Origin of the sequence: Janthinobacterium sp. FT14W (genome assembly GCF_009208755.1) — a bacterium.
GTDB classification, from domain to species: domain Bacteria; phylum Pseudomonadota; class Gammaproteobacteria; order Burkholderiales; family Burkholderiaceae_D; genus Janthinobacterium; species Janthinobacterium violaceinigrum.
This window is the reverse complement of sequence record NZ_WFLL01000040.1, coordinates 28,286-52,424: the sequence shown is the minus strand read 5'-3', so window position 1 is coordinate 52,424 and position 24,139 is coordinate 28,286. Positions and strand designations below refer to the sequence as shown.

The window sequence follows — 24,139 nt, the reverse complement described above, 5'->3', positions numbered from 1 at the left end:
CACACCTGCCCCAGCTCGCGCCAGGCGCGCGCATGCGCGGGGCTGCGCGCGCACCAGGCGCGCAAGGCGTCGGCGTCGGCCTGCGTGAAATCGTCGGCACGCAGCCGCGTCCACCAGACGGCGGCTTGCCGGCCGATGGCGGCATCGCCGTCGGCAGTTTCGGAAGGGGCGCGTGGATCGCGGTCAGGAGCAGTCATGAGATTCATCAATATTTACGGCGGCCCGACACATCGCTGCGCTGGGCGGCCTCGGCGTCGGCCATGCACGTTTTACAGTGTTGCATGGCGGCCTGCAATTCTTTCTTCACCATTGCCACGGAAATGCCGAAGCGCTCGGCGATCTCCGCGTTGAGCAAGCCATCGACCCTGGCGGCAGTCAGGATGGCGCGGCGGCGCGGCGACAGGTCCGCCAGGGCCGCGTCGAGCGCCTGCACGTCGAGGCGCGCCGAGACGATGCGGGCGGGATCGCTGATGTCGTCGCCCGTTTCGTCGGCCATGTGCATCAGCTCTTCGCGTTCGCGCTCCGTGACGATGATGCGGTCGCGGCGGTAGGCATCGGTGGCGATATTGGCGGCCATGCGCAGCAGGTAGGCGTCGGGATTGTGGACGGGCGCGGCGGCGGGGCCCGGCGCCACCATCGCTTCGAGGCGCAGCCACGTTTCCTGCAGCGCATCGGCCGCATTGTGCTTGCAGCCGACCACCCGTTCGAGGCGCCAGCGCAGCACGGCGTAGCGCGAACTGAGATGGCGTTTCAGCTTGGTGCGCAGGTCCGGCATGCTCATGGCGCCGCCCCTCCCGGCACGCCGGCGGCGCAATCGACTTCGCTGCCCGGCCCTTGCGGCAGCAGCAGGATGGAAACGGGCTGCGGCATCGATGGCAGCGGCGCCGCGCCCACGCGCATGCCCAGCACCAGGCGCGCGATGGCCGTGTCGCGCGCGCGCAGCCCCGTGCTGTCGAGCAGGTGCACGCGGTCCACCACGCCGGCGCGGTTCAGGTATAGCTGCAGCGCCAGCCGGTAGCCGCCGGGACGCGTCTGCGCCGCGCGGCACAGCAACCCCAGCAGCACGTGCTGCAAGCGGCTCACATAGGCCGCATGGTCGCCGCCGTTCTGCACGGCGCCCGGGATGTCGGCGGCGGCCACGACGGCGGCCGGCGGCAGCTCCGCTGCTGCAGCGGCGGCTGTGCCTGCCGGCGCGTACACGATGACGGCTTGCGCGTCGGACAGGCGCGATTGCAGCCCCGTGCCCGCCAGCAAGACTTGCAGGGCCGCGCCGGCCCCGTACGCGCCGCGCACTGCGGCCGACTGGCGCTGCGCGTAGCGCTGGTCCATCAGCACGGCGATGCCCGAGCGGCGGCTGTACAGGTCCAGCGCGTCGCCCAGGTTTTGCGCGGCGATATCGAACTGCAGCACGGGGCCGTCGGCCGGCTGCGCCCGCACGGGCCCCACCGCGGCCAGGAAACCCAGCAGTACCAGGTATCCCGCCAGCGCAAGCACATGGACGGATGCCGGGCTGCCTGTCATATCGCTATCGAGTCGCTATCGTGTGAGGGTGGAACTGCGTGGAAGCAAGGTATTGTCAAGTAACAATTCTTGCATCAACCGCAATAGCCTACACAGAAAAAATGACGGCTTCGTGACATGCTTGCGGTCAATAAATTTCGCCATGCGAGACGTCTGCCCCAGCAACGATTTCGGCTACACTGGCTGTCACATTCCCATTCAGACGCCTGATGATCGAAAAGAATCTGCCCGAGCTGGTCATGCTGAAGCGCCTCATCGACGAGGGCGGCAGCCACCTGGAAGTGGCTGCGCCCTGCAGCATCGCCATGGATGGGCGCGAGTTTCCCGTGTACACGATTGCCATGGGCAATCCCGGCCCCGACGTGCCCGTGCTGGGCTTTTTTGGCGGCATCCACGGCCTCGAGCGCATCGGCACGCAAGTGCTGCTGTCCTTCCTGGAAAGCCTGGTCGCGCGCCTGCGCTGGGACGCCACCCTGCACCAGCAGCTGGAAACCATGCGCCTCGTGTTCATGCCGCTGGTCAATCCGGGCGGCATGTGGCAAGCCACGCGCAGCAATCCCCGCGGCGTGGACCTGATGCGCAATGCGCCCCTGAGCGCGCGCGAAAAAGTGCCGTTCATGCTGGGCGGACAGCGCTACAGCGCCCGCCTGCCCTGGTACCGGGGCGCGGCGCACGGCCCCATGGAGCTGGAAAGCCAGGCCGTGTGCGACCTCGTCGAGCGCGAACTGCTGTCGCGCCAGTTTAGCATCGCCCTCGATTGCCATTCCGGTTTCGGCTTGCGCGACCGCATCTGGTTTCCCCACGCGCATACCAAGGTGCCCATCGAACACCTGGCCGAGATCGGCGCGCTGGAAGAGCTGTTCAGCCAGAGCTACCCCAACCACAACTACGTATTCGAGCCGCAAAGCCGGCAATACCGCACGCATGGCGACCTGTGGGACTATCTGTACCTGAACGGCACCAGCCATACGGGCCGCGTGTTCCTGCCGCTGACCCTGGAGATGGGCTCCTGGCTGTGGGTCAAGAAAAACCCGCGCCAGCTGTTCAACCGGGTCAGCATGTTCAATCCCACGGCCGCGCACCGGCTGCAGCGCGTGCTGCGGCGCCACCTGGTGTGGTTCGATTTCCTCATGCGCGCCGCCAGCAGCCACGGCCGCTGGGTGCCGGAAGGCTTGCTGCGCAAGGCGCAGCGCCGGCGCGCCCTGGCGCAATGGTACGAATCATGAGCGGGCCGCCCACCTGGGTCCTGCTGCGCGGCCTGATGCGCGAACAGCGCCACTGGGGCCGCTTTCCCGCCACCCTGGCGCACGCCCTGCCCGGTGCGCGCATCGTCACGCCCGACCTGCCCGGCAACGGCACGCGCCATCTGCAAACGAGCGCCACGCGCGTGGCGGACATGGTGGAAGACTGCCGCCGGCAGCTGCTGGAGCGGGGCATCCCGGCGCCCTACCACTTGCTGGCCCTGTCGCTGGGCGGCATGGTGGCCGTGGAATGGGCAAGCCGCTACCCGCAGGAAATCGCCCGCTGCGTGCTGATCAACACCAGCATGCGGCCCTACAGCCCGTTCTACCGGCGGCTGCGCTGGCAAAACTACGGCGCCCTGCTGCGCCAGCTGCTGCTGGGCGACCCGCGCAGCCAGGAAGCGCTGATCCTGCGCCTGACGAGCCGGCGGCATGGGCAAGGCAACGGCGCGCTATTGGCCGACTGGATGCGCTATCAGCAGCAATACCCCGTCAGCCGGCGCAATGCGCTGCGCCAGCTGCTGTCGGCCGCCCGCTACCGCGCCCCCGCCAGCCGGCCCGCCATGCCCGTGCTGGTGATGGCGGGCGCGCAAGACCGGCTGGTCGACCACCGCTGTTCGCAGCGCCTGGCGCGCGCCTGGCAGGCGGACTGCCTGATCCACGGCGACGGGGGCCACGACCTGCCGCTGGACGAGGGATCGTGGGTGGCGCAATCGGTGGCGCGCTGGATCGGGGTGGCAATGACGGATCATGGCGAGCAAAACACAATACAGTCAACATGCGGATAACGGAACGTGAAAACCACCTGGCGGCGCTGGCGCAGGCCGGCGTGCAGGATGGCGTTTTCCCAGGCGCGGCCTGGGCCTTTGGGACAGTCGACCACGATATGCACCGCGGCGTGGCGGGCGCGGCCGGGCGGCTCACCCCGGAGCCCGCCAGCGCCGCGATGCAGGTCGACACCCTGTTCGACATCGCTTCGCTGACCAAGGTCGTCAGCGTCTGGCCGCTGGTGGGCTGGCTGCTGAACCGCCGGCGCCTGCGCCTGGACGACCGCCTGGCCGGCCTGCTGCCCGGCACGGCCGGCTACGCGCTGGCGCCCATCACGGTCTTCCAGCTGCTCACCCATACGGCCGGCTTGCCGCTGCGCGCCCGCCTGCGCGCCAGCTATGGCGAGGTGTACGGCGATATCGTGCGCGGCGTGCTGCGCGAACCGCTGGAAGGCACGCCGGGCCAGGCCGTGGAATACACGGACCGCGCGGCCCTGATCCTCGGCCTTGTCATCGAGCGGCTGCTGGGCATGCCCCTGGACCAGGCGCTCAAACAGCATGTGCTGCGGCCGCTGGGCATGGCCGCCACGCGCTTCGGCCCCCTGCCCGCCGCGCATGGTGCGCTGGTCGCGCCCACCGAGTATTGCGAGCAGGCGGGCGCGCACCTGTCCGGCGTGGTGCATGATTTTTCCACCCGGCTGCTGGGCGGCGTATGCGGCATCTCCGGGCTGTTTTCCAACGTGCCCGACCTGCAGCGCTTCCTGCGGGCGATGCTGGCGCCGCAGGCGGGCCGCCACGGCGAAGTGTTTGACGCCGCCTGGGTGCGCGACTCGCTGACGGTGCAGACGGGCGCCCTGACGCCGTCGCGCGGCCTGTTCTGGCACCCGGCGGCAGGCACGCTGGCGCAGGACGACGTCTGGTGCCATCTGGGTTTCACGGGCACGGCCATGTGGCTCAGCCCCCGGCGCGGCCGCTACGCGGTGCTGCTGACGAACAAACTGTATTACACGCGCGATTCCGCCAGGGTCAACGCGCTGCGCAGCGACTTCATGCGCAGCGCATTCGACCTCTGACGCCGGCAGCTTACAGCCGCAGGCTCACGGCAATGGCCAGCAGCAGCGCGCCGGCCGCCGCCAATAGTGCGCTGTTGAAACTGTGCGACTGCGCATACAGGCTGCCGGCCAGCACGGGGCCGATGATCTGGCCCACGCCATACACGATCGTCATGATGGCCATCATGTTGGCGCCCGCCTTGCCCGCGGCCCGCTGCGCGGCCGGCATGGCGATGGTCACCGTGCCCACAAACGTGCCGCCGACGAGGATGGCGCTGAGCAGGTAGCCGGCGGCCGAAGGCGCCAGCACGGGCAGCGCCACGCCCAGCGCCTGCAGCAGCAAGTTCAGCCGCAGCGCCCGGCGCGTGCCCAGTCGCTCATGCAGCCGGTGCCACAGGAAACACGAGGGCGCCGCGCCCAGGCCGAACACGGCCCACACGTGGGCGGAATTGAGATTGGGCAAGGCCGCGCCCACCAGCACGGGCAGATACGTGGCCGTGACGATATAGCCGAGCCCTGCCAGTCCGTAGATCAGCACCAGCGGCCACGGCGCCACGGGCGCCAGCGCCGGTGCGGAAGCGTGCGCCGGCGGCGCGTCCGGGCCCGCCTGGCCGCCGGCGGCAATGGCGGGCGCGGCCGCCAGTCCCGCCAGCGCGGTGACGCCGGCCAGCAGCAGCCACATGCCGGCGCTGTGCCAGCCCAGGTACGATGCCAGCACCAGCAATTCGGCCGACACGGCGATGCCCGCCCCCACGCCCGCATACAGCAGGGGCGCGCCGCGCGCCTGGCGGCGCTGTTCCAGCAGCCACAGCGAGGCAGCCACCATGGCCAGCGCGCTGAAGACGCCCGCCACGCCCCGCACCGTCACGATGAACCAGACGGGCATGGGCAGGGCCAGCACGCCCAGGCACAGCGCCGTGCCGGCCACCGACCACAAACACAGCCGGTGCGCGCCGTGCGCCCGCGCGCGCATGGCCAGGATGGCGCCCAGCAAGTAGCCGGCATAGTTGGCCGAGGCGGCCAGGCTGCCGTCGCGCAAGCTCAAGACGCCTTCCTTGAGCATATGCGGGTAGATGGCCGTGAAGGCAAAGCGGCCGAAGCCCATGCCGATGGCGAGGATGGCCGCCCCGGCGATGGCCGCGCGCAGCCTGGCGGCCCCGCTCACGGCGCCGCCGCGCCGAGTTGCGCCAGCAAGTGCTGGAACGCGGGCACGTCGAAGCCCGCGCGCCACACCAGCATGGTGTCAATCTGCCCTGCAGGCAAGGTTTTCAAGCTTGCTGGCGCGTCCGACAGCGCCAGCACGCTGGCCGGCAGCAGGGTCACGCAGGCGCCGGCCGCCACGCAGGCGATCATGGTGTGATACGAACTCATTTCCTGCACCCGCCACTGCGTGCTGCCCGCCACGCCCAGCACCTCTTCCGCGATGCCGCGGTAGGTGCAGCCCTGGGGAAACGCCGCCAGCGAACGCGTGGCCACGTCCGCGGCCCGCCGCGCCTGCGCTTCGCTGGCAGGCAGCAGCAGGCACAGTTGCTCGCGCCACGCGGCCGTCGATGCCAGTCCCAGCTCCTCCAGCGCGGCGGCGCCGCCGAACGCTGGTGGCAAGGCAACAAACGCGCAGTCGAGCAAGCCCGTGCGTACCTGTTCGATCAGCGGACGCGACGGCCCCGTGCTCAACGCCAGCCGCGTCGCCGGATAGCGCGCGTGATAGGCGGCCAGCAAGGCCGGCAGGCGGCTGGCCGCCGTGCTTTCCATGCTGCCGACGCGCAAGGTGCCGCCCTCGCGCCCGCCCGTGACGACATGCCGGGCCTCGTCCGCCAGCGCCAGCAGGCGCTGCGCATACTCGAGAAAACGCTCGCCCGCCGCCGTCAGGGCCATGCGCTTGTTGGTGCGCACGAACAGTTCGGCGCCGATATCGGCTTCCAGCTGCTGGATGCGCGTGGTGACGCTGGACGGCGCGCGGCCCAGGCGGGCAGCGGCCTGGGTGACGCTCAGTTCACTGGCCACGGCGCAAAAGATCCGCAATGATTCCGGGTCCATTGTATTCTCTCTTTGAAAATGATTGTGCTATTATATTCTTAAAATACGAATTAAATGCAGCATCCTCAACTTCATGAAGGAATCATCATGACGTCAATCCAGCGTTTCCTCGACCGCCTCGGCCTGCAGTACCCCATCATCCAGGCACCGATGGCGGGCGTCTCCACGCCGCGCATGGCCGCTGCCGTCTCGAATGCGGGCGGCCTGGGCTCGCTGGCCATCGGCGCGGGCACGGCGGCGCAGGCGCGCCAGATGATCGCCGACACGCGCGCGCTGACGGCACGGCCCTTCAATGTGAATGTGTTCTGCCATGCGCCGGCCGTCAGGGATGCGCGGCGCGAAGCGGCTTGGCTGGCCCACCTGGCGCCCCTGTTTGCGGAGCTGGGCGCGGCCCTGCCCACGCAGCTGGACGAGATCTATCCAACGTTCATCGGCCATGCTGCGGCATTCGACCTGCTGCTGGAACTGCGTCCCGCCGTCGTCAGCTTTCATTTCGGCTTGCCGGCGACGCAGCAGATCGCGGCCCTGCGGCAGGCGGGCATCTACACGATGGCCACGGCCACCAATGTGCGCGAGGCGCTGCTCATCGAACAGGCCGGCGTCGACGCCATCGTGGCGCAGGGCGTGGAAGCGGGCGGGCATCGCGGCGCCTTCGATCCGCAGGCGCAGGACGAGCGCCACAGCACTTCCGTGCTGCTGCGCCTGCTGGCGGGCAGCACTGCCCTGCCCCTCGTCGCGGCCGGCGGCATCATGGATGGACAAGGCATCCGCGCGGCGCTGAACCTGGGCGCCGCGGCTGTCCAGCTGGGCACGGCGTTCGTGCTATGCCCGGAGTCGGCGGCCAATGCGGGCTATCGCGCCAAGCTGAAAAGCGGGCGGGCGGCCACTACCCGGCTGACCAGCGTGCTCTCGGGCCGCCTGGCGCGGGGCATGGTGAACCGCCTGATCGAACATGGCGAAGCGCCGGGCAGCCCGCCGCCGGCCGACTATCCCGTCGCCTACGATGCCGCCAAACAGCTGAATGCAGCGGCCAGCCTGCGCGGCGACAGCGAATTTGCCGCGCAATGGGCTGGCCAGGGCGCCCCGCTGGCGCGGGAAATGGGCGCGGCGGAACTGGTGGCCACCCTGGCGCGGGAAATGGCGGGCTGACTTTTCCCGGCCCCTCCGCCTACGCCGGCTGCTGCTGCGTGGTGCAGTGGATGCCGCCGCCACCGGCCGCGATGGCGTCGATGTTCAGCTGCACGATGTCGCGCCCGGGGAAGTGTTCGCGCAGGATGGCCCTGGTGTTGCGGTCGGCTGCCGCATCGCCGAATTCCGGGCACAGCACGGCGCCGTTGCAGACATAGAAATTGATGTAGCCGGCGGCGAAATCCTTGTTTTCATATTGCGGGCGCACCTGGCCCGGACCGGGCAGGACCACCACCTGCAGCGGACGGCCGCGCGCATCCGTGGCCTTGCGCAGGATGTCGAGGTGGCGCCGGGTGACGGCGCGCTCGGGAGAAGCGGGGTCGTTTTCAAAGCCGGCCGCGACGACGCCGGGGGCGCAGAAGCGCGCATAGAAATCCGTGTGGCCATCGGTGATGTCCTGGCCCGCGATGCCGGGCAGCCAGATGACTTTCTCGATGCCCAGCAGCCGGTGCAGTTCCTGCTCGCACTTTGCCTTGCCGACGCCGGGATTGCGGTTGGCATTCAGCACGCAGCTTTCCGTGATGATGGCCGTGCCCTGGCCGTCGACTTCGATGCCGCCCCCTTCCAGCACCAGGCTGCTTTCCAGCACGGCAACCCCGGCGCGTCCGGCAACAAAACCAGCCACCAGCGCATCGTCGTCATAGTCCTGCTTTTCGCCCCAGCCGTTGAAATTGAAATTCACGCCGGCCAGGGCGCCGCCCGCCTTCCTGACGAAGACAGGCCCCGTGTCGCGCATCCACAGGTCGTCGATGGGCTGCACCAGCAGCTTGACCTTGTTGCCGCACAGGCGAGCGGCCACGTCGTAATCTTCCTCGTTGACGAGCATGTGCACGGGTTCGACGCTGGCAATCGCTTGCGCGATGCGCGCCAGGTTCGCCTGCGCGCCCGCCTTCAGGCGCTTGCCCCACACCTCGTCATTCGCGCCAAAAGCCATCCACGTGGCCGCGTGGCGCTCGCCTTCGTCGGGCATGCGCCAGCCGGCCCCTGCGGCCAGGGCCGACGAGGCTGGCAAGGCGGGCAAGCCCACGGCGGCGCCTGCCGCCAGGCCCATGGCGCCCGAGAGAAAATGTCGTCGTTGCATGCTGTTCTCCTGTGATGCGCGTTTATGCCGGTTCCTGCTGCGTGGTGCAATGGATGCCGCCGCCGCCGGCCGCGATGGGATCGATATTGATCTGCACCACGGCGCGCCCAGGATACAGCTGCGCATACTGCGCCCTGGCGCTGGCGTCCGCCTGCGCATCGCCGAATTCCGGCAGGAAAATGGCGCTGCTGGTGGCATAGTAATTGATATAGCCGGCGGCGAAGGTGTTCGGGTTGTTTCCAGGCCGAATTTTCTCGGGGCCGTCGATGACGACGATCTGCAGCGGCTGATTATCGGCATCGGTGGCGCCGCGCAATATCTCCAGGTGGCGGCGGGTCACCGCGTAGTCGTACGATTCCGTGTCCATCTCGCGGTGCGCCACCACGACGCCGGGGCGCACGAAGCGGGCGTAAAAGTCCGTATGGGCATCCGTGATATCCTTGTTCTTGATGCCTGGCAACCAGATCACCTTGCGGATGCCCAGCAGGCGCTGCAGTTCCGCTTCGCAGTCGGCCTTGCTCCAGCCCGGATTGCGGTTACTATTCAGCACACAACTTTCCGTGATGATGGCCGTGCCCTTGCCATCGACTTCCAGCGCCCCGCCTTCCAGCACCAGGCGCGTGGCCAGCAGCGGTACCCGGGCCTGGGCGGCGACCGTGTCCGCCACCTGCCCATCCTTGCCGAACTGCTGCTTGTTGCCCCAGCCATTGAAGTTGAACTTCACGCCGGCCCGCTCGCCGTTCGGCTTGCGCACGAAGACGGGGCCCGTGTCGCGCATCCATAAATCGTCCATCTCGGCGGCAACCAGATTCACGCGCGCGTCGAGCAATTGCCGCGCGCCGGCCAGTTCCGCCGGGCGCACCAGCATGTTGACGGGTTCGTAGGCGGCTATCGCATTGGCGATGCGCACCAGGGCCAGCTGCACCTGCGGCACTTGCGCGCGCGTCCACACGGCGCTCGAGGCGCCATACGCCATCCACGTGGCCTTGTGGGCTTCGGCCTCGTCGGGCATGCGCCAGCCGTCCGCCTGATTGACGCCACCGCCGCTGATGCTGGGCGGCGTGGGCGTCACGGGGCCCGCTTCCGCAGCACCGCCGCCACACGCGGCCAGCATGCCGCCCAAGGCCAGCGCGCTGCCACCCACCATGCAATGACGCAAGAAATATCGACGTGTATTCATATCCATCCTTGATTAATTAGTCAGAGTGCCGCGCACCGTTTGCCGATGCGTTGGCATGCACGGCATTGTGGCGGGATCAAGATATGAAAACAAATGATATGATTTGCTTTAATTCATTAAGTTTTCTCATATGTCAGAACATCGCATTCCTTCGCTGAAATTATTGATGGGCTTTGAAGCGGCCGCCCGCCACGGCAATTTCTCGCGCGCGGCCGACGAACTGCACGTGACGCAGTCGGCCATCAGCCATCAGGTGCAGCTGCTGGAAGAACAGGTCAAGCAGCCGCTGTTTCGCCGCGCGGGACGGGGCGTGGAGCTGACGGTGGCGGGCGAAGTGCTGCTGCGCAGCGTGCAGCGCTCGATGACCGTGCTGCGCAGCGGCCTGGGGCGCATCGCCACCTATCTCGATCCCGGTCTCGTGGTGCTGGTGTGTCCGGCGCCCGTGCTGCACGGCTGGCTGCAGCCGCGGCTGCGGGCGCTGGAAGCGCAGCTGCCCGAACTGTGCCTGCTGCTGTCGGTGGACGAGAGCGCCCGCTTCGTCGATGAAATCGACGTCGATATCGCCATCGGCGACCGTCCCCTGCTGCAGCCGGACCTGCAGGAAATCCCCCTGCTGCACGATGAATGGGTGATGGTGGCCAACAGCGAGCTGGCGGCGCGGCTGGCCCGCGTGCCGCAGGAGGCGCATCACCTGCACGCGGATCTGGTGTGCCTGGAAGAAAGCTTGACGGGCGACGCGACGGCGCCCCTGTTCCTGGGTCCGCTGGCGCGCTTTCGCAAGCGGGCCATCTACGACGACGCGCGCCTCTTGCTCGACGCCACGCTCGACGGGCGCGGCATCGCCTGCCTGCCGCGCCTGCTGGTCGATGCCAGCCTGGCGCGCGGCCTGCTGCACGTGCTGCCCGCTTACCCCAGGGTGCCGGGCGCCACCTGGTGGCTGTCGGGCGTGGCGGAACATCCCCGTTCGCCCATCGTCGGGCAAGTATTCGACTGGCTGCGCGCGCAAGGCGCGGCGCAGGAGCAATGATCAGGGCGCCGGCACGCGCGCATAGTCGACGCCGCTGGCCCAGCGGTTTTCCCAGTGCGCCAGGTACGATTGCGCCAGGCGCGCGCTGTGCCACACGACGATCACATTTTCGCTGTTGGCGGTAGCGGCATCGGCCGTGTAATTGAAGCTGCCGTTCTGCACGGTCACGCCATCGGCAACGATGTACTTGTCGTGATGCAGCGCGTAGCGGGAAATGATACGGGTGGGGATAGCCGCGTCGACGAGCCGGTTCAAGGCGGCCCGGCTGTTCTTGCGCACGTTGCGCCGCGCATCGACGAGCACCCTGACGTCCACGCCCCGCTGGCGCGCCCGCTGCAAGGCCTCGACCACATGGGGCGAGCTGAACGAATAGGCGGCCAGCCGGATGCTCGACGCCGCGCTATCGATGACCTTGAGCACCAGCGCCTCCGCCCCGCCATCGGGCGAAAACGCGTTCTCGATGGTGACCGTGGGCGCGGCGTCGGCGGCAAGCGATACTGGCGATGCTGGCGACACACCCGCGGCCAGGCACAGCGCAAGGGCAAGCAGGAGATTCTTCATCGGTGGCATTTCCTTGTTTCAATAATCGGGTGTGGATGAACAAAAAATCAGCCTGCAAGCAGACCCGGAGCCTGCGTGACCGTCCGCTTTCACCCTTTGAAAAAGTCGAACGGCAACAATTTCAGGAGAACTCAGACTTCCAATCAGTCGGTGATCATTCAATAGCGGTGGTACTGGCCAGTCTAGGCTGGCAGGATTCCTATCTAAATGTCAACGTACCTGCGTTTTTCTACACAATAGGCCGATTGCAGGCCCTCGCAGTAAGACCAAGTGCCGAACAAGTTTCAGATATCGTTCGAAAAAACGAATTCGAAATGAGTCACTGAAGCAGGCGATTCAAGAACATCCTTTAGCATCTCAGCAAAAGACGGCAGATGCTCCCATGACCAACTTGCACTCCATTCCATATGCGGTTGAAGCTGACCATCGCTATGTAACGTAAATCCATCATACCCATGCAGACGGCACTTCTGCTCAAGAATCATCCGCAAGCATTTCTCTGCGTCTGTTCGTGCAACTAGCGTTATTCCTCCATGGTCGAGATGAGGGAATTCCCATTGTCGCAACAGTTGTTGTCGGTTCATATTGGAGCTAACTCACTTTAGAGCGTACGCCGGGGATACGGGCTTCTGGCCGTCCATGGAAAAGCCAAGACAAGTCTATGCACTTGTCCAGTTGAAATAACCGGTTAGGTCTCCAAAGCACTGTGGACATACCCAGTCGTCCCCAAGCGTATAACCTTCCTGAACTGAATCCGGAATATGCTGTTCGGCGATTGCAAGAGCGCGGCACTCTACATCGCCAAGCATTTTGGGCTCCTTGCGACTGTTCTCGCAAGTGTCTATGACCGCGTCTGGCCGGACCCGGCCGTTCTCTAGCGAGCGCCATGGGCACGGAGCGCCTGAGCGACCTCGAACAGGCCAAAATCCTCCTCCGCATGCCAAAGCGGCGTGGCGGCAGGAGCATCACGGTGGGGCTTGTGAGGGTTTGCACCTTGTTGTAGCAATTCTTGTACTTTAGCAAGGTCGCCTATGAACACGGCGTAAAGAAGCTCGGTCATTCCAAGGTCGTCATACGCATCAATCAGCTCGCATTTGCTCATTTATCACCAGCCTCTGACTGTACTGTTTGTCCACCTCGGGCCAGGCATGCCGCGCCTACGGCAGCCGGTGCCGGAACGTGGGTTCGATGTTGCGCGCGTGCAGCCAGCGCACGATGTCTTCCAGGGTGGCGTCCTGCAACAGCAAGCCTGGCTGGCTAGCGGGCGTGACCGCGGGTGATGGGACGGCGGGAGCGGCGGCAGGCACTGCCTCGGCCAGCCCAGCATGGCCCTGCAATTGCGCCAGCGCCTGCGCGAACTGGGCCGGGTTGATGCTGCGCAAGTTTTCCAGGAAGCCCAGCTGCGCGGCGGGCGGCGGCGGCATGTCCAGGCCAGGCTCGTCGACAAAGGCGGCGCCCATGCTGGGGTGGATGAAGGCGGCCCACTTGCCGGACGGCTGCAGGCAAGGCGGCAGCGCCACCTGCTCCACGAAGGCGGGCGGCGCGACGGCGAGGATGTCGGTCGAGGCAGGTAAAAAGGTCGAGCGCAGCAGTTGCGCGAACTGGCGCGCCTGGGCGACGGGCACGGGCGTGGCCAGCGACAGCCATAACTGGAATGCCGTGCCCGAGATGCTGACGGCGGGCGCCGGCAAGTCCAGCTCATGCTGCACGGCATTGGCAATCGTGCACAGCGCGCTCCAGTGCGCTTCGCCGCCGCCCTTGCCGCCAAACTCCAGCACCAGCGCGCGCGCCAGGCCGCTCCCGGTCACGAGTTGCACCGCTACCGTCTGTTCGCCCGCCAGGTGGCGCGCCAGCACGGCCGGCGTCAGCGCCTGTGCGCCGCCGTCCGCATCGACGTATTGCTGCTGTTCCTCGAACAGGTACAGGCGGGTGAGTTCGGAAATCAGTTTATGCATGGCAGCCTCTTAATGACGTTGAGCAACACTTGTCAACGTGCCCAGATTATAGCCTCCCCGAGCCACGGATCTCAGCCCGCCGGCAAGCAGGCCGCCTGCCCCGCCCGCCCGACCTTGCAACGATAACCATGCGGCGCCTTGGACAGCGCGATGAAATTGCCGCCACAGTTGCTTTCCGGCTACCGGCGCTAGCCAGTTATATCAGGCCAGGGAGTCGCAGTCGCTGGCCGAGGCAGCCTCGGCGGCCGAGCCTGAGGCGGGCAGTGGCCGCCTGGCCTCAAGCCAGCTCGCCTTCCGTCCTGGCGGACAGCACCAGCAGCATGGCGCTGGCGCCGCCCAGGGCCACCGTGACGCGGTGCGCCAGCAGCGGCAGGCCCGCCAGTTGGCCTGCGCCCAGGCCGGCCACGGCCACCAGCACCGCCAGGCCCAGCGCATTGCCCATCTGGTGCGCCACGTTGACGAGACCCGAGGCGGCGCCCGCATCCTGCGCGGGCACGCCGGCCACCCCGGCCGCCGTCAGCGGACTCAAGGCCATGCCCTGGCCCGCGCCGATCAGCACCATGGGCAAGGCCACGCCCTGCCAGTAAGCCGTGCCCGCATCCACGCGGCTCAGCCATGCCATGCCCAGCGCCGTTGCCGCCAATCCCAAGGCCAGCAGGCGCGCATTGCCCAGGCGGCGCGTCAGGCGCGGCACGCACAGGGCCACGCCGAAGTTCACCAGGGTCATGGGCAGGAAGGCCAGGCCCGTCAACGATGGCGGATAGCCGAGCACCACTTGCAGGAATTGCGTGGTGAAAAAGAAGAAACCGATCATGGCCCCCAGGAACAGCACGCGGGCTCCGTACGCGGCATTGCGCTGGCGGCTGGCAAACAGGCGCAGCGGCAGGATCGCGTGCGCGGCGCGCCGTTCAATGGCGATGAAAGCGGCCAGCAACAGCACGCCCGCCGCCGATGCGCCCTGCGTCAGGCCGTCTCCCCAGCCGGCGCCGGCCGAGCGGATCAAGCCGTACACGAGGACCGCCATGCCCAGGGTGGAGCTGGCCGCGCCGGCCACGTCGAAGCGGCCATGCGTCACTTCACTCTCGGCGAGGTAGCGGCGGGTTGCCGCCAGCATGGCGGCGCCGATGGGCAGGTTGATGAAAAATCCCACGCGCCACGACAGCCATTCGGCCAGCACGCCGCCCAGCACCAGGCCCACGCTGGCGGCAATGCCCGCCACGGCGCTGTACAGGGCGATGGCGCGCGTGCGTTCGCGCCCTGCCGTAAACGTGGTTTGCAGCAAGGCCAGGGTCGACGGCGCCACAATGGCCGCGCCCGCGCCCTGGATGGCGCGCGCGGCGACCAGCATGGCCGGCGACTGCGCCAGGCCGATGGCCAGCGACGCCACGGTAAACAGTGCCAGGCCCAGCTGCAGCAGGCGCCGCCGGCCATGGATGTCGCCGGCGCGCGCGGCCAGCAGCAGCAAGCCGCCAAAGGTCAGGGTGTAGGCGCTTTGCACCCAGGCCAGGCCGGTATCCGTAAAGCCCAGTTCCTGATGGATTTTCGGCAAGCCCGTCAGCACGATGGACGTGTCGAGCACGATCATCACGTAGCTGACGAGGATGATGGCGAGGATGGCCGCCTTGTGCGGCGCGGCGGAGGCAGTAGCAGCTGGCTGATTGTTCATGCCATCACTGTAAGCCGTATGCATTACCATGAATAGATGGTAAAGTCTGCATGAACTTATTAGCGCAACTAATGAATTGGAAAGGCATCCGCCATGGCACAAACCAACTTCAACGACATCCTCGCCTTCGTGGCCGTGGCCCGCGAAGGCAGTTTTACCCGGGCGGCGGGCAAGCTGGGCGTGTCGCAGTCGGCGCTGAGCCAGACGGTGCGCGCACTGGAGGCACGGCTCGATCTGCGCCTGCTGGTGCGCACCACGCGCAGCGTCTCGCCCACGGAAGCGGGCGAACAACTGCTGCGCACGGTGGCGCCCCGCTTCGACGAGATCGAGGCGGAACTGGCCCTGCTCAGCGCGCGGCGCGACAAGCCGGCCGGCAACATCCGCATCAGCGCGGGCGAGCACTCGGCGCTGACGGTATTGCAGCCGGCCATCGCCCGCTTGCTGCCCCAGTATCCGGACATCAACATCGAAATCGTCGTCGACAACGGCATGACCGATATCGTGGCCGCGCGCTGCGACGCGGGCGTGCGCCTGGGCGAGCAAGTGGCCAAGGACATGATCGCCATGCCCATCGGCCCGGATTTCCGCATGGCCATCGTCGCCTCGCCCGCATATTTCAGCCGCCATCCGGCGCCCGTCACGCCGCAGGACTTGATGGCGCACAACTGCATCAACATGCGTTTGCCCACGCTGGGCGGCCTGTTTGCCTGGGAATTTGCGAAGGACGGGCAGGAACTGAAAGTGCGGGTGGAGGGGCAGATGATCGTCAACAACCTGGCCCTGCGCCTGCATTCGGCCCTCGATGGCCTGGGCCTGGCCTGCATGCCGGAAGATGCGGTGCTGCCCTGCCTGGCCGATGGCCGCCTGGTCCGCGTGCTGGACGACTGGTGCCCCGCCTATGCGGGCTACAAGCTGTACTACCCGAGCCGGCGCCACCCGTCGCCCGCGTTTACCGTGCTGCTCGACACCTTGCGCTACCGCGGGGTTTGAGCCAGCGCAATCCTTTACCCGCAGTGAACAGTGAATTGCACGAACACGCGTTTACCGTGCGCCGAGGCAGGACTATAGTGGCTTCTTTCCCACCTGTTCAAGGATCGTCATGAAACTCTTCTACTCGCCGGGCGCCTGCTCGCAGGCACCGCACATCATCCTGCGCGAAACGGGCACGCCGTTCACCCTGGTCAAGGTCGACCTGGGCCAGCACCGCACGCAGGACGGCGGCAATTACTACGAACAGAACCCGAAAGGCCAGGTGCCGCTGCTGGCGCTCGACGATGGCACGGCCTTGAGCGAAGGCCCCGTCATCGCCCAGTACGTCGCCGAACAGGCCGGCAGGCAGGATCTGCTGCCGCCCGGGGGCAGCCTTGCCCGCTACAAGGTGCTGGAATGGCAGAACTACATCACGTCCGAGCTGCACAAGTCGTTCAGCCCCCTGTTCGATCCCCGCATCGACGCGGCCACCAAGGCCTTGTTCATCGAGCAGCTGGGCAAGAAATACAAATGGGTGGACAGCCGTCTGGAAGGCCGCGCCTACCTGACGGGCGACACGTTCACGGTCGCCGACGCCTATCTGTTCGTCATCACGGGCTGGGCCCCAGGCCTGGGCGTGGATCTGTCCGCGCTCACGCATCTGCAAGCCTTCCTGGGCAAAGTGGCCCAGCGCGACAGCGTCAGGGCGGCCAGGGAAGCAGAAGGGCTGGCCAAGGCCGCTTGAGCGCCGTGGTCCCGGGCTCGGGTCACGCCTTTGCAGGCTGGCCCTGCACCGCCAGGCTGGTCAGCCGCACCGGCGCGTACAAGGTTTCCTTGTCATCGGTCAAGGAGGAGCGGGCACGCCGTACGGCAGCCGCTCCTGCCCGGTCGCGTCCTGTGGCGGCGCCCGCCGGCTTGTACGGCAGATGCGGTAGTATCGTCATGTCGGCGCCAGTGCGCTGCCAGTTCGTTCCCTCCCACCTGCCCCCTCGAAAGGTCCGTCATGGAAGAAGAATATGAAGTACCGAGCCCCCATGAACACGCCGTGGAAGAGGCAACGGAGAAGGAACGCGATGGCCTGACGCAGAAAATCGCCCTGATGACGGCCATTCTCGCCACCATCGGCGCCCTGATCAGCTACCAGAGCGGCAATGCGCAGAACGAGGCCATGTTCCTGAAGAACGAGAGCATCCTCAAGCAGGCGCAGGCCAGCGACCAGTGGGCCCTGTACCAGGCGAAGTCGACGAAAGGCCATATCGCCGAAGCGACGGCCGCGCTGGCCGGCGTGCCCGAGGTGCGGGCCCGCTTCCTGGCGGAACAGGCCAGGCAGGAGCGGGAAAAGGCGCTGGTGCAGGCGCAGGCGCGCCAGCTGGAAGAGCAGTCGAGAAAGCTGGGCGAGGCATCGGAAGCCAAGCTGCGCCCGCACGAACGGCTGGCCATGGCCCTGACCTTCATCCAGATCGCCGTGGCGCTGGCCGCCATCACCGTGCTGACGCGGCGCCGCTGGCTGCTGTGGGGTTCCGTGGGCGCGGCGGCGGCCGGCATCCTGACGGCCGGCAGCGCCTTCCTGCTGTAGCGGCCCGTTGTTCAGGCGGACGTTCAGGCGGGCGGCACGACGCCGCTCCAGCCGGGCAAATAGCGCGCCTGCTGGCTGCGCGCCAGTTTCATCGCTTGCGCCAGGGCCTTGGGGAAGTTTTTCTTCAGGCTGGCAGGCGCGATGCGGCTGCGGAAGAAATCGGCCCACAGGAATTCGCTGAACGGCGTCACGTCCTTGGCGTAGCCGCCCGCGCTGCGCAATTCGCCGGCCAGGCTGCGGTAGGGATCGTCGTGCAAGCCGCTCAGGTGCCGGGGGATGGCGGAGAAATCGCGGCGCAAGCCTTCGCTGTCGTACGGGTGCACCCACTGGTGGTGGTCCATCACATGCCAGAAGTGCAGCGGCTCCAGCCAGGACAAATCCTTCAATATCATCAGGCTGACGGTCTTCACGCCTTCCTGGTGCAGCGCCAGGCCGAAATGGTGGTGGTCGACGATGTAGTGGCGCCCTTCCGGACCTATGATGCTGGGAAACCAGTGATCGGCCAGCGCCGCCGCCCGCGCCTTCCTGCCCAGGCTGGCCCAGTGCGCGCGCTTGAGCGCCACCTCGGCCATGCCGACCGTGATCTGCGTGGGCAGCAGCTTGTTCAGCCTACCCTTGACCAGTTGCGGTTTCGCGCTTGTCATACCGTCTCCCAGATGCGTGGCCCGGCCGCCAGCGTAGCATAGTCGCCGCTACTTTTCAGGCGTGGCGGCGGCCAGCAGGCGCACGGCTTCGGCCACGCTCAATTCGCTGAGCAGCAGCGCCGGCTCCCCTTCGGCGGCCAGCATGTCGCCCAGCGCCAGCTGCAGCACCGTGCATGCGGGCTCCTTCAGCCGCGCCAAGGCCAGGCCCAGGCCCCGTCCACGCACGAACGCGGCAAAGTCGCGCAAGGCTTCGACGCTGCTGCCATCGAGGTCCGGCGACTCTTCCAGGCTGAGGATCACCTGGCGCAGCGGACCGGACCGCTCTTCCACCAGGGCGCGCGCCAGATGCAGGCTGCGCTCGGCATTGACGAAGAACAGGGGCTCGTCGAGGCGCAGTATCAGCAGCTCCGGCTGCGCGCGGGCATCGCGGTGCAGCGCCAGCTTGACGTAATCATGGCTGTCGCCCAGCCGCCCCAGCACGGACATGCCGGGCCGCGACAGGCGCCGCAGCATCAGCAGCAGGCTGATGGCGATGGCCACCAGCAAGCCGTCGAGCACGCCGAACAGCAGCACGCCGGCGATCGCCGCCAGCACCAGCAGGCGGTCGCGGCGCCAGGCGAAATACGGCCGCAGCGCCATGGGATTGAGGGTATGGCTGACGGCGTGGATGACCACGGCGGCCAGCACGGGCACGGGTGTGAGCGCCACCAGCGGCAGCAGGGTCAGCACGATCAGGCCCACCACGGCGGCCGCCACCAGTCCTGCCAGGCGCGAGGTGGCGCCCGCCGCCTCGTTGGCCGACGTGGCCGAATAGCCGGCGCCCACCGGCATGGCTTGCAGCAATCCCGCCACCACGTTTGCCGCGCCCAGCGCCAGCAAGTCGCGCTCGGGCGCCACGGGGTCGCCATGTTTCAAGGCAAAACTGCGGATGGCGCCATACGATTCCGCATACAGGATCAGCGCCAGCGCAAACGCCAGCTCGGCCAGGCGCGTCCATTCCTCCTGCGTCAGGCGCGGCAGTACCGGCATGGCCAGGCTGACATCGATGGCGCCCACCAGGGCCACGCCGTGGCCCGGCAAATCGAGCCACTGTCCGGCGGCCATGCCCAGCGCGATGACGATCAGGCCGGCGGGCCAGCGCTGCCTGCCCCGCAGCAGGAACAGCAACAGCAGCGCCGCCCCGCACAGGGCCGCGCCGCGCCCGTTCCACTGCCCTGCCCGCGCCAGCAGGCCGGGCACGAGATGCAGCATGTCGCCCTGCGGCGGCTGCACGCCCAGCACGCCGGGCAGCTGTTTCACGATGATCACGATGGCCAGTCCGAAGGAAAAGCCCCGCAGCACGGGCTTGGCGACGAATTGCGTGACACTGCCCAGCCTGGCCACCCAGGCCAGCAGGAAAAATCCGCCCGTCAGTATCACCAGGCCCGCCATCAGCATCAGGCGGTGCCCCGCCGTGCCGCCCGGCAGGGAAGCCATGGCCGCGGCCAGCACGGCGGCCGACGACGACGTGGCCGAAACGATGGCAAAGCGGCTCGTGCCCAGCACGCCATAGCACAGCAGGCCCGCAAACAGGGCCAGGATGCCCGCCTGCGGCGCCAGGTTGCCGATGCTGGCATACGCCACCGCTTCCGGCAGCAGCAGGCCGGCGATCGACAGGCCGGCGCTGACATCCTGCCAGCGGTTCGTTTGCGTCGCAGCCGGTGCGCTCATGGCGATGCTCCTGGTGGGTGATGCTCATCCGCTCCATGATGCGGCAAAAACAGTGTTTCCGGCCACATTTGCTTACATTTTATACATAAAAACTGTCTACCGGCGGCCCCGGCAGCGCGTTCAGGCTGTGTGACATCCCTGATCGACCACCTGGAGACTGCAATGAAAACCACCGTCCTGTCCGCCATCACCGTAATCGTGCTCGCCTCGGCTGCCGCCAGCAGCTTTGCCGCAGAAACCACCTGGCAGAAAAACCATCCCCGCCGCGAACAGGTGAACAACCGCCTCGCGCATCAGAACGCGCGCATCCACAAGGAAGTCAAGGAAGGCGAGATCAGCAAGGGACAGGCGGCTGCCCTGCACCGCGAGGACCGCAGCATCCGCCGCGAAGAGCGCAGCATGGCCAAGCTCGACAACGGGCATATCACCAAGGCGGACCAGCGCGCGCTGAACCAGCAGGAAAATGTGGTCAGCAAACAGATCGGAAAGTGATTTGACGCAAGGGGCGGCGTTGCAGTGCAGCAACGGTACACTGCAACGGCCGCCCCATGGCAACGCGTTCCCGCCGCCCGCGGCATGCAGCTCTGTGCGAAAATGCCCGCCTTCGCCATTGCCCGATACCGCCCATGCCGCACCTTGCCATTGCTCCCCTCATCCCCGCCCTTTCCGCGCGCGACGCGCACCGCATCGCGCGCCATGCGCCGGCGGCCGACGCCGCCCGCTTCCTGCATCCGGCCCAGCAGGCGCTGCTGCACCGGCGCGGCTGGCTGACGATGCTGGCGCCGCGCAGCGCGGGCGGCGCCGAGCTGCCCTTGCCGCAGGTGGTGCGCCTGGAAGAAGCCGTGGCCGCCGTCGACGGCAGCATGGGCTGGGTGCTGACCCTGTGCGCGGGCGCGGGCTGGTTCGCGGGCTTCCTGGCGCCCGCCATGGCGCGGGCAATCATCGGCACGCCCCGCGTCTGCCTGGGCGGCAGCGGCGCCGCCACGGGATACGCGGAACAGGAAGGCGACGGCTACCGCATCACGGGCAGCTGGGACTACGCCAGCGGCGCGCCCATGGCCACCCACTTCACGCTGAACGCCCGGCTGCAGCGCGATGGCCAAGCCCTGCTCGATGACGAAGGCAAGCCGCGCATCCGCGCCTTCCTCGTGCCCGCCGCGCTGGTGCAGCTGGTGCCGTCGTGGAACAGCCTGGGCATGCGCGCCAGCGCCTCGCACAGCTACCGCATCGATGGCGGATGGATAAGCCAGGAACACGGCTTCGCCATCGATGCCAGCGCCGCGACGGCCGACGGGCCCCTGTACCGCTATCCGTTCTATTCCCTGGCCTACGCGACCCTGGCGGCCAACGTGGCCGGCATGGCCAGCCACTTCATGGCGCTGGCCGAGGAATGCATGCGCCACCGGCGCCATGCGCGTGCCGGCTTGCCGCTGCTGGAGGTACCTCAGGTGGCCGCCATGCTGCACGACAGGAAGCAGGCGTTCGCGGCCGCCCGCGCGCATTTCTATGCCGTGCTGGACGACAGCTGGGCGCAGGTGGCGGGCGGCGCGGCGCTAGACGGGGACGCCATGCTAGCCGTGCAGGCAAGCTCGCTGGCCCTGGTGGCGCTGTGCCGCGCGGCCGTCGACGGCCTGTATCCGTACTGCGGCCTGTACGCGGCCCGCGAGGACAGCACCATCAACCGCGTGTGGCGCGATTTCCATACGGCCAGCCAGCATGCGCTGCTGCTGCCCTAGGGTGCGCGCCCTCGGCGCCGCCAGCCAGCGCCTTAGCGGGGATAGTGCTCGTCCGCCACCTGTTCCAGCCAGCTGACGGCCGTCCCGTCCTGCGCCTCCGCAATGGCGACATGCTGCATGGCGGACGTGGCCGTCGCGCCATGCCAGTGCTTGACGCCGGGCGGTATCCACGCCACGTCGCCCACGGCCAGCGCCTGCAGCGGTCCCTGCCAGTGCTGTACCCAGCCCTGGCCTTGCGTGACGATCAGGGTCTGGCCCAGCGGATGCGTATGCCACGCCGTGCGGGCGCCCGGCGCAAAGCTGACGATGGCGCCGCCCGCGCGGGCCGGAGCCGGCTGCTGGAACCTGGCGTCGACTGCGACCGTCCCCGTGAAATAGGCGGCGTCGCCCATGCTGGTGGGCAAGGCGGCCGCGCGCGTGACGGTGACGGCCGCCGGCGCGGCCGCAGCCTCAACAGAGGCAGCCCCGGCGGGCAGGCAAAGCGGCAAGAGTGCCGCAGCATATCGGTGCATGGGTATTTCCTTTCTTGCCGCGCGCGGCGGCGGTCATTGTTTGCGAAAAACTTCTTTTGCCACGGCCAGCGCCGAGACGGCGTTCGGCCAGCCCGTATAAAAGGCCAGGTGCGTGAGCGCCTCGACCAGTTCCTCTTCGCTCACGCCGTTCTGGCGCGCCAGCAGCAGATGCGATTTCAGCTGCTCGGGGCGGTGCATGGCCACCAGCGCGCTGACGGTCACCAGGCTGCGGTCGCGTTTGGACAGCTGGGGACGCTCCCAGATGTCGCCATACAGCACCTTGTCGGTGAGCTCGGCCATCTTCGGAGCGATATCGCCCATCAATTGCTGCGCGCGCGAGGGCGGCCTGGCCTCCCCGTCCAGCTGTTGCGCGGGCGCCAGGGCCGGCAGCGCCAGGCAGGCCGCCAGCAAGCCCGTTTTGATGCCGTCCGAGACGCTGCCCATCATGCCCCCAGGTGCTGGCGGAAGAACGCGTCCAGCCTGGCCAGCGACTGCGCGATGTAAGGCGGCCGGTCGTACAGGTCCACGTGCGAGGCGCCCGGCACGACGAACAGTTCCTTCGGCTGCGCCGCCTTGCCGTAGGCATCTTCGCTGAAGTAGGCCGACGGGGCGCGCTCGCCCACGATCATCAGCAAGGGGCGCGGCGCAATCGTCTCGATCTGCGCGAACGGGAAGAAATTCATCATCGGCGCCAGGCTCGTCAAGGCGTACAGGCTGGTCGAGTGCGGGTGGCTGCCGCGGGGCGTGGCGTAGTAGTCGAGGAATTCGCGCACGATTTCCGGCGCGTCCGGCCCGGCCGACTCGGGCAGCGCGCGGATGTCGCGCCGTGCCTCGCCGCGCGCTTCGCGCGTGCGCTGCTCGCCGATCTCGTCCAAGGTCCGCATGCGCTGCTCGTAGGTCAGCGTGTCGCCCAGCCCCTGGCGGCGCGCGCGGCCCATGTCGTACATGCTGACGGTGGCGACGGCCTTGATGCGGTGGTCGATCTGCGCCGCGCTGACGGCATAGCCGCCACCGCCGCAAATACCGAGCACGCCGATGCGCGCCGGGTCCACGCCAGCATGGTTGGCGAGGAAATCCACGCAGGCGCTGTAGTCGCCCACGCGCGTGCCCGGCACTTCCGTGTAGCGGGGCAAGCCGCTGCTGTCGCCGTAATGGGAAGCGTCGAAGGCCAGGGTCACGTAGCCCAGTTCCGCCAGTTTTTGCGCATGCAAGCCCGCCGTCTGCTCCTTCACGCCGCCGAACGGGTGGCCGATGACGATGGCCCGATATTGTTTGGACGCGTCGAAGCGGGCCGGCTTGAACAGGTTGGCCGCAATCACCGTCTGCGCGCTGGTGTTGGGGAATGTGACGCGCTCGACAGCGACGCCGTTGCGCTGGGGGTGGCCCACGACCATGGGCCGGGTGGGTGCGGAGGCCTGCGCCTGGGCGGCACCTGCCAGCGCCATGCCGGCGCCGCCGGCCACCACGGCCAGCGAGGTATTGAGGAACGTGCGCCGTTGCGGCTGGAGGACTTCATCACGCATATGCATTCCTTGTAAACATTGATAAGGGACAAGCCGCACGCCCGACAAGGTTGCGGCAGGTCAAGCGTAACCGCCCTCGTCCACCGTGAATAGACAGCTAAATCCGCTAGGGTCTATAAGCGCAGCTCATGAATCGAGGCCTTGCTCCCCGTGCGCCCCGCCACGGGTGCGCCACGCATGGATGGAAAGGCTG

Annotated in this window: 28 protein-coding genes; 11 read left to right on the top strand and 17 right to left on the bottom strand. The window is 67.6% G+C overall.

Going from position 1 to position 24,139, the window contains the following annotated elements:
• From GCN74_RS22260 to GCN74_RS22250, 3 genes are all read right to left on the bottom strand, one after another.
• Positions 1-197: FecR/PupR family sigma factor regulator (locus GCN74_RS22260; protein ID WP_193317202.1), on the bottom strand; the 197-nt coding region annotated here is incomplete at its 3' end.
• 8 nt (positions 198-205) lie between these two features.
• Positions 206-781 (bottom strand): RNA polymerase sigma factor, encoded by a 576-nt coding sequence (locus GCN74_RS22255; protein WP_152258700.1) that lies wholly within the window; start codon positions 779-781, stop codon positions 206-208.
• Positions 778-1,521, bottom strand: coding sequence for an STN domain-containing protein (locus GCN74_RS22250; RefSeq protein ID WP_152258699.1), 744 nt, complete (start codon positions 1,519-1,521; stop codon positions 778-780). The genes GCN74_RS22255 and GCN74_RS22250 overlap by 4 nt, the downstream gene beginning before the upstream one ends.
• Positions 1,522-1,730: 209 nt before the next feature.
• Here GCN74_RS22250 and GCN74_RS22245 point away from each other — a divergent pair, with 209 nt between their 5' ends.
• Genes GCN74_RS22245 through GCN74_RS22235 form a run of 3 tightly spaced genes read left to right on the top strand, consistent with a single transcriptional unit; the run spans position 1,731 to position 4,602 of the window.
• The gene (locus GCN74_RS22245) at positions 1,731-2,747 is read left to right on the top strand and encodes a M14 family zinc carboxypeptidase (RefSeq protein ID WP_152258698.1); all 1,017 of its coding nucleotides are present in this window, start codon (positions 1,731-1,733) and stop codon (positions 2,745-2,747) included.
• On the top strand, positions 2,744-3,550 hold the full coding sequence (locus tag GCN74_RS22240) for an alpha/beta fold hydrolase (RefSeq protein WP_152258697.1): 807 nt from the start codon (positions 2,744-2,746) through the stop codon (positions 3,548-3,550). Before GCN74_RS22245 ends, GCN74_RS22240 begins: the two co-directional genes overlap by 4 nt.
• On the top strand, positions 3,541-4,602 hold the full coding sequence (locus GCN74_RS22235; RefSeq protein ID WP_152258696.1) for a serine hydrolase domain-containing protein: 1,062 nt from the start codon (positions 3,541-3,543) through the stop codon (positions 4,600-4,602). The genes GCN74_RS22240 and GCN74_RS22235 overlap by 10 nt, the downstream gene beginning before the upstream one ends.
• A gap of 10 nt (positions 4,603-4,612) precedes the next feature.
• Here GCN74_RS22235 and GCN74_RS22230 read toward each other — a convergent pair whose 3' ends face one another.
• On the bottom strand, positions 4,613-5,746 hold the full coding sequence (locus GCN74_RS22230) for a YbfB/YjiJ family MFS transporter (RefSeq protein WP_226939167.1): 1,134 nt from the start codon (positions 5,744-5,746) through the stop codon (positions 4,613-4,615).
• Positions 5,743-6,618 carry a LysR family transcriptional regulator gene (locus tag GCN74_RS22225; protein WP_152258695.1) on the bottom strand — a complete coding sequence of 292 codons (876 nt, stop codon included), beginning with the start codon at positions 6,616-6,618 and terminating at the stop codon, positions 5,743-5,745. Before GCN74_RS22225 ends, GCN74_RS22230 begins: the two co-directional genes overlap by 4 nt.
• A gap of 87 nt (positions 6,619-6,705) precedes the next feature.
• Between GCN74_RS22225 and GCN74_RS22220 the strand changes: the two genes are divergently transcribed.
• Complete coding sequence (locus GCN74_RS22220; RefSeq protein ID WP_152258694.1) at positions 6,706-7,767, top strand: NAD(P)H-dependent flavin oxidoreductase; 1,062 nt, start codon at positions 6,706-6,708, stop codon at positions 7,765-7,767.
• Positions 7,768-7,786: 19 nt separating this feature from the next.
• Here the strand turns inward: GCN74_RS22220 and GCN74_RS22215 are convergent, their stop codons facing one another.
• Both GCN74_RS22215 and GCN74_RS22210 read right to left on the bottom strand, forming a co-directional pair.
• Positions 7,787-8,887, bottom strand: coding sequence for an agmatine/peptidylarginine deiminase (locus GCN74_RS22215; protein ID WP_152258693.1), 1,101 nt, complete (start codon positions 8,885-8,887; stop codon positions 7,787-7,789).
• A 22-nt stretch (positions 8,888-8,909) separates the two neighbouring features.
• Positions 8,910-10,067: an agmatine/peptidylarginine deiminase gene (locus GCN74_RS22210; RefSeq protein ID WP_152258692.1), complete on the bottom strand. Its 1,158-nt coding sequence runs from the start codon at positions 10,065-10,067 to the stop codon at positions 8,910-8,912.
• Between the two features lie 130 nt (positions 10,068-10,197).
• Here GCN74_RS22210 and GCN74_RS22205 point away from each other — a divergent pair, with 130 nt between their 5' ends.
• Positions 10,198-11,094, top strand: coding sequence for a LysR family transcriptional regulator (locus tag GCN74_RS22205; RefSeq protein WP_152258691.1), 897 nt, complete (start codon positions 10,198-10,200; stop codon positions 11,092-11,094).
• On the opposite strand, the gene GCN74_RS22200 is transcribed toward GCN74_RS22205, so the two are convergent.
• Positions 11,095-11,655, bottom strand: a complete 561-nt coding sequence (locus GCN74_RS22200) for a phospholipase D family protein (RefSeq protein WP_152258690.1) — start codon at positions 11,653-11,655, stop codon at positions 11,095-11,097.
• A gap of 35 nt (positions 11,656-11,690) precedes the next feature.
• Here GCN74_RS22200 and GCN74_RS22195 point away from each other — a divergent pair, with 35 nt between their 5' ends.
• Complete coding sequence (locus GCN74_RS22195; RefSeq protein WP_152258689.1) at positions 11,691-11,981, top strand: hypothetical protein; 291 nt, start codon at positions 11,691-11,693, stop codon at positions 11,979-11,981.
• A gap of 548 nt (positions 11,982-12,529) precedes the next feature.
• On the opposite strand, the gene GCN74_RS22190 is transcribed toward GCN74_RS22195, so the two are convergent.
• From GCN74_RS22190 to GCN74_RS22180, 3 genes are all read right to left on the bottom strand, one after another.
• Complete coding sequence (locus GCN74_RS22190; RefSeq protein ID WP_152258688.1) at positions 12,530-12,757, bottom strand: hypothetical protein; 228 nt, start codon at positions 12,755-12,757, stop codon at positions 12,530-12,532.
• Between the two features lie 55 nt (positions 12,758-12,812).
• The gene (locus GCN74_RS22185; RefSeq protein WP_152258687.1) at positions 12,813-13,610 is read right to left on the bottom strand and encodes a TOTE conflict system archaeo-eukaryotic primase domain-containing protein; all 798 of its coding nucleotides are present in this window, start codon (positions 13,608-13,610) and stop codon (positions 12,813-12,815) included.
• 277 nt (positions 13,611-13,887) lie between these two features.
• Positions 13,888-15,276 (bottom strand): MFS transporter, encoded by a 1,389-nt coding sequence (locus GCN74_RS22180; protein WP_152258686.1) that lies wholly within the window; start codon positions 15,274-15,276, stop codon positions 13,888-13,890.
• A gap of 93 nt (positions 15,277-15,369) precedes the next feature.
• Between GCN74_RS22180 and GCN74_RS22175 the strand changes: the two genes are divergently transcribed.
• Positions 15,370-16,266 (top strand): LysR family transcriptional regulator, encoded by an 897-nt coding sequence (locus GCN74_RS22175; RefSeq protein ID WP_152258685.1) that lies wholly within the window; start codon positions 15,370-15,372, stop codon positions 16,264-16,266.
• 109 nt (positions 16,267-16,375) lie between these two features.
• Complete coding sequence (gstA, locus tag GCN74_RS22170) at positions 16,376-16,990, top strand: glutathione transferase GstA (RefSeq protein WP_152258684.1); 615 nt, start codon at positions 16,376-16,378, stop codon at positions 16,988-16,990.
• A gap of 22 nt (positions 16,991-17,012) precedes the next feature.
• Here gstA and GCN74_RS28900 read toward each other — a convergent pair whose 3' ends face one another.
• A complete protein-coding gene (locus GCN74_RS28900) occupies positions 17,013-17,189 on the bottom strand; it encodes a hypothetical protein (RefSeq protein ID WP_193317201.1) in 177 nt (58 codons plus the stop codon).
• Between the two features lie 59 nt (positions 17,190-17,248).
• Here GCN74_RS28900 and GCN74_RS22165 point away from each other — a divergent pair, with 59 nt between their 5' ends.
• Positions 17,249-17,821 carry a DUF4337 domain-containing protein gene (locus GCN74_RS22165; protein ID WP_152258683.1) on the top strand — a complete coding sequence of 191 codons (573 nt, stop codon included), beginning with the start codon at positions 17,249-17,251 and terminating at the stop codon, positions 17,819-17,821.
• A gap of 23 nt (positions 17,822-17,844) precedes the next feature.
• Here the strand turns inward: GCN74_RS22165 and GCN74_RS22160 are convergent, their stop codons facing one another.
• A complete protein-coding gene (locus tag GCN74_RS22160; RefSeq protein WP_152258682.1) occupies positions 17,845-18,465 on the bottom strand; it encodes a ParB-like protein in 621 nt (206 codons plus the stop codon).
• A 48-nt stretch (positions 18,466-18,513) separates the two neighbouring features.
• Positions 18,514-20,175, bottom strand: coding sequence for a SulP family inorganic anion transporter (locus tag GCN74_RS22155; protein ID WP_152258681.1), 1,662 nt, complete (start codon positions 20,173-20,175; stop codon positions 18,514-18,516).
• A gap of 162 nt (positions 20,176-20,337) precedes the next feature.
• On the opposite strand from GCN74_RS22155, the gene GCN74_RS22150 reads away from it, so the two are divergent.
• Entirely contained in the window at positions 20,338-20,667 is a 330-nt protein-coding gene (locus GCN74_RS22150; RefSeq protein WP_152258680.1) for a hypothetical protein, read from the top strand.
• Positions 20,668-20,801: 134 nt separating this feature from the next.
• Positions 20,802-21,911 carry an acyl-CoA dehydrogenase gene (locus tag GCN74_RS22145; protein ID WP_152258679.1) on the top strand — a complete coding sequence of 370 codons (1,110 nt, stop codon included), beginning with the start codon at positions 20,802-20,804 and terminating at the stop codon, positions 21,909-21,911.
• Positions 21,912-21,943: 32 nt separating this feature from the next.
• Here the strand turns inward: GCN74_RS22145 and GCN74_RS22140 are convergent, their stop codons facing one another.
• Genes GCN74_RS22140 through GCN74_RS22130 form a run of 3 tightly spaced genes read right to left on the bottom strand, consistent with a single transcriptional unit; the run spans position 21,944 to position 23,946 of the window.
• On the bottom strand, positions 21,944-22,423 hold the full coding sequence (locus tag GCN74_RS22140) for a cupin domain-containing protein (protein ID WP_152258678.1): 480 nt from the start codon (positions 22,421-22,423) through the stop codon (positions 21,944-21,946).
• Positions 22,424-22,456: 33 nt separating this feature from the next.
• The gene (locus GCN74_RS22135; protein WP_152258677.1) at positions 22,457-22,870 is read right to left on the bottom strand and encodes a carboxymuconolactone decarboxylase family protein; all 414 of its coding nucleotides are present in this window, start codon (positions 22,868-22,870) and stop codon (positions 22,457-22,459) included.
• Entirely contained in the window at positions 22,867-23,946 is a 1,080-nt protein-coding gene (locus GCN74_RS22130) for an alpha/beta hydrolase (RefSeq protein ID WP_152258676.1), read from the bottom strand. Before GCN74_RS22130 ends, GCN74_RS22135 begins: the two co-directional genes overlap by 4 nt.
• Positions 23,947-24,139 lie beyond the last annotated feature (193 nt).